Annotated in this window: 8 protein-coding genes; 4 read left to right on the plus strand and 4 right to left on the minus strand. The window is 52.8% G+C overall.

Annotation, left to right across the window (positions count from 1 at the left end; all coding sequences use genetic code 11):
• Window positions 1–177 precede the first annotated feature (177 nt).
• The 3 genes from AC1DLB_RS25705 to AC1DLB_RS25715 all read left to right on the plus strand — a co-directional run bounded on the left by AC1DLB_RS25705 (window position 178) and on the right by AC1DLB_RS25715 (window position 1245).
• Window positions 178–378, plus strand: a complete 201-nt coding sequence (locus tag AC1DLB_RS25705; RefSeq protein WP_099548203.1) for a helix-turn-helix domain-containing protein — start codon at window positions 178–180, stop codon at window positions 376–378.
• Window positions 379–531: 153 nt separating this feature from the next.
• Window positions 532–768, plus strand: a complete 237-nt coding sequence (locus tag AC1DLB_RS25710) for a helix-turn-helix domain-containing protein (protein WP_477779354.1) — start codon at window positions 532–534, stop codon at window positions 766–768.
• A gap of 24 nt (window positions 769–792) precedes the next feature.
• Window positions 793–1245: a hypothetical protein gene (locus tag AC1DLB_RS25715; protein ID WP_477779353.1), complete on the plus strand. Its 453-nt coding sequence runs from the start codon at window positions 793–795 to the stop codon at window positions 1243–1245.
• A gap of 284 nt (window positions 1246–1529) precedes the next feature.
• Here AC1DLB_RS25715 and AC1DLB_RS25720 read toward each other — a convergent pair whose 3' ends face one another.
• The 4 genes from AC1DLB_RS25720 to AC1DLB_RS25735 form a co-directional block, all read right to left on the minus strand.
• The gene (locus AC1DLB_RS25720; RefSeq protein WP_477779352.1) at window positions 1530–1856 is read right to left on the minus strand and encodes a hypothetical protein; all 327 of its coding nucleotides are present in this window, start codon (window positions 1854–1856) and stop codon (window positions 1530–1532) included.
• Window positions 1853–2098, minus strand: a complete 246-nt coding sequence (locus AC1DLB_RS25725; protein WP_477779351.1) for a hypothetical protein — start codon at window positions 2096–2098, stop codon at window positions 1853–1855. The genes AC1DLB_RS25720 and AC1DLB_RS25725 overlap by 4 nt, the downstream gene beginning before the upstream one ends.
• Window positions 2095–2280: a hypothetical protein gene (locus AC1DLB_RS25730; RefSeq protein ID WP_477779350.1), complete on the minus strand. Its 186-nt coding sequence runs from the start codon at window positions 2278–2280 to the stop codon at window positions 2095–2097. The genes AC1DLB_RS25725 and AC1DLB_RS25730 overlap by 4 nt, the downstream gene beginning before the upstream one ends.
• A 104-nt stretch (window positions 2281–2384) precedes the next feature.
• Window positions 2385–2612, minus strand: coding sequence for a hypothetical protein (locus AC1DLB_RS25735; RefSeq protein ID WP_477779349.1), 228 nt, complete (start codon window positions 2610–2612; stop codon window positions 2385–2387).
• A 228-nt stretch (window positions 2613–2840) separates the two neighbouring features.
• Between AC1DLB_RS25735 and AC1DLB_RS25740 the strand changes: the two genes are divergently transcribed.
• Window positions 2841–3302, plus strand: a 462-nt coding sequence (locus AC1DLB_RS25740) for a hypothetical protein (RefSeq protein WP_477785888.1), incomplete at its 3' end; no start/stop codon positions are given.

Consider the following 3302-nt stretch of genomic DNA (forward strand, 5'->3'; position numbering starts at 1 on the left):
CTGCTCTGTAAAGGTCAGTTTAACTGACCTGACGGACACAGCTTGCGCGACACGCAAACCACTGTCAATCCATGCGAGTACGAGACTGTTTAGCATTTGCTTGCACTGATAGATTTATGCATTGTAACCTAGCAACATCTGGCACCTTCTTCGGCGTCGGAATTTAGGGAGACAACCATGGAACAAGCTCAACAGATGGCACCGCTTTCCGTAAGCGTTGAGGAGTCCGCCCGGATTTTGGGCATCTCTAGGTCGGCAACGTACGAATTGATTGCCCAGGGTGAAATCAAGACTTTCAAAATCGGCCGCAGGCGCCTGGCTCTGGCATCCGAGCTCAAGGCGTTTATTGAGCGCGCAGCAAAGGTAGGAGCGCGGTGATCGAGCTAGCACAACGCAGCGCGAGGCAAGAAGGGTTTGAATCAGGAGGGCCGCCCCTAGATTCGGGCTGGCTGAAAGAGAGAGCGCTAAGGCGGTGTTCGAGCACCGCCTTAGCGAAAACACACTGGATAGCACCAACGTGAGAGGCAAACTATGACACGCCATTCTTCGACTGAGCAAGACCGTAAGATGATCGAAGCGCTGCGAAACGGTCCGGTATCGACCATCGAGGCCGCCAAAGAACTGGATATCGTCCAGCCGCCAAACACCATCCGCCGCCTCAGGAAAAGGGGTTTCGAGATCCGCACATACTGGACTTATCAGTCCACGGAACCAGGCCGTCCCCCTCACCGGGTGGCGAAGTACATCCTCATGCGCGAAGCGTCGTAATCCAAGATCGCGGAGATGCCCTCAATGCTGAGGGCGTTTCTGCGCCTGCCTGTGAGCGGCCTTATGGCAACAAAAAGAAAGGGGTTCAAACCCAAGGCCAAACCGTTTGCCATGATGTTGTGGCAGATGGGGCAGTCTGCCCCCTATCGTGCGCTGAGCTTCACCGCCAGGGGGGTTTTGATGGAGCTGCACATGCAGTACAACGGGAATAACAACGGTGACCTGTCAGCCACAAGAACAATGGCGAAAGTGTGGGGAGTGAGCTCTCCGAACATTTTGCAAAAGGCGCTGACTGATCTCTTGAATGGGGGGTGGATCATCCAGACCCGAAGCAGCGTTTTCTCCCGGCACGGCTCGCGGTGCGCGCTGTACGCGCTTTCTTGGTATTCGATCGATGATTGCCCAGGCAAAGAACTCGAAATATCCCCAACTAGCGCCCCGCCGAGAACGGTCCGAGACCTGACAAATTCGATTTGATCCGGTATCCAATCAATACACAGAGCGGTATCGAATCAATACACGTAGAAAAACCAACAGTACTGTTATGTCCGGTTGTGTTCAGAAATCAACCCATCGTGTATTGATTCAATACCACTAAATCAATTCTTCCTGTATCGAATCAATACACCCTTATAAATATCTACCATACCAGTCTGTCAAAACAGGCATTGCCCCTCCGCCGCCGGTGGGAGCCAGATACAAAAAGGCACCACCCTGTTGCGGGGTAGTGCCCTGATTATTGCTGTCGGAATAGCCGGTGGTCAGTCCAGATCCGTAGGAGCGAACTGCTCAGCACCAGACCGCAGCGAACGGAGACCAATCACCGCCGCCCGGGCCACCCGGTCGATGAATCCCGTCTCCAGACTCGTGCACCGCCCTCCCATCCCCACGATCGCGAACTGAATCGCATGGAATGCCTCTGTTTCGTCGTGAGCAGCCAGCTCGGAAATCTCGACATCGAAGCAGGCGATACCCTTTTCCCAGTCCCCAGGCACGCCGTAGTTGTACCGCGGCCAATTGATGAGCCGGCCGGCATCATCGCGCTGAGTGAAGCTCAGGTCCTCCCGTGATCGAATAGCCGCGCTCATTGGGCCACCTCCACCGCGTCGAGCGCCTTCTGCATCTGCTCGACTTCACTGTCGACGTAGTTCGCCCAGTCGTACCCGAGAAAGCTGCCGAGGCTGGCCAGCTCTTCGATATCGTGCGACTTGCCGTGCTTCAGGTCCTTCGTAATGGCGTTGAACAACACACGCATATTGCTGATGCGTTCGTGTGTGGCACGCAGCAGCTCAAGGGCTTCGTCGGCGATGCGAGCGGTGGCCTGGCTCATTGCACACCTCCAGCGATGATCCCACTGAATGGGACGGTGCAAGGCACCACCCTCACGTTGACGGCACCGAGCATTTTCAACGGGGCCAGATCGGTCAGTTTGATATCGGCCGGTAGACTCATCGAGCCTATTACTTCCCCACGCGCATTGAGGATTTGGATGGTATTCTGTTTGAATTGCATGACGTTCACCTTCAAGAGTCGTCGTGTGATCGCCGGGCCGCTGTTGACGCAGCGGCTCGGCACCTCTTCTCTGATGGCTCAAATCTGAGCCACCGCTTCAACGATTACTGCTTGCCCTTCTCGCTGATCCATCCCGCTGCCCAGCTCAGCGGGTCTTTCGTGCCCATCGGCTTGAGTGGCTTGCCATCCCTGGCTGCCTGCCTACCCTCCTCCTCTGTTTCGCCGTGAATCCATACTGTTGTCTGCCTGAATCCAGCCTCTCGCTGACGATCCTTGTAAATCCTCTGACGATCAGCTGCGGACAGTGGATTTCTCGAAACTTCTTTCTTCACAAAAACCTCCGTTAGCAGTCACGACAAATTCATGATGCGTTATCGTTAGCAGTCACGCAAGAGGTGAGAACAAAAATTGTCCTCGCGCTCAAAGCATTGGACTGACGTCGGCAGTCTCAGGCGACGGCTAAGAGCAGGTATCGGGAGGTGTGGAGCTAAAACTCATACAAATCAGCCAAGGATCGTTCGCCGCCGAGTCGAAATACACCATTGAGGATTCATGGCACAATGCCTTCAAATTTGCAGGTTGAGCCAACGATTATGAATAAAGAAAAAGATTTTTATATTGAAGATATAATAGAAACCGAACGCAATCGCCGTAACAGAATCGCGGCTTCCTTCGCACCGATACTACTAGCTGCTGTATTGTTAGCTTATCCAATATTTTTTCAACTCCCCTCGAGTCAAGGCTTCTTCCCTGCCTTTGATAATTTTGTAACGAAGACCATATTTACCTATGCTCCAGTGGCATTAATCGTTCTGGGCCTAGGCAACCTACTCTACTGGTACTTACAAACAGGCTTTGATAGAGCCATTAGAATAACCCAAAACACGTACAGTAATGAGCAAACAAACTCCAACCCCACAAACCAAAATATAATCATTGAAACTTCTGCACGAAGTGAAGAAATATTAGCAATAAAGCTTCAACTTGAGGACCTTCAAAAATCGTTAGACCCAGATCTAATC

It is taken from the genome of Pseudomonas sp. 05N434 (assembly GCF_056396965.1).

Coding starts and splice junctions, on each gene's coding strand:
- AC1DLB_RS25705 (WP_099548203.1), top strand. CDS start 178: ATGGAACAAGCTCAACAGATGGCACCGCTTTCCGTAAGCGTTGAGGAG.
- AC1DLB_RS25710 (WP_477779354.1), top strand. CDS start 532: ATGACACGCCATTCTTCGACTGAGCAAGACCGTAAGATGATCGAAGCG.
- AC1DLB_RS25715 (WP_477779353.1), top strand. CDS start 793: ATGCTGAGGGCGTTTCTGCGCCTGCCTGTGAGCGGCCTTATGGCAACA.
- AC1DLB_RS25720 (WP_477779352.1), bottom strand. CDS start 1,856: ATGAGCGCGGCTATTCGATCACGGGAGGACCTGAGCTTCACTCAGCGC.
- AC1DLB_RS25725 (WP_477779351.1), bottom strand. CDS start 2,098: ATGAGCCAGGCCACCGCTCGCATCGCCGACGAAGCCCTTGAGCTGCTG.
- AC1DLB_RS25730 (WP_477779350.1), bottom strand. CDS start 2,280: ATGCAATTCAAACAGAATACCATCCAAATCCTCAATGCGCGTGGGGAA.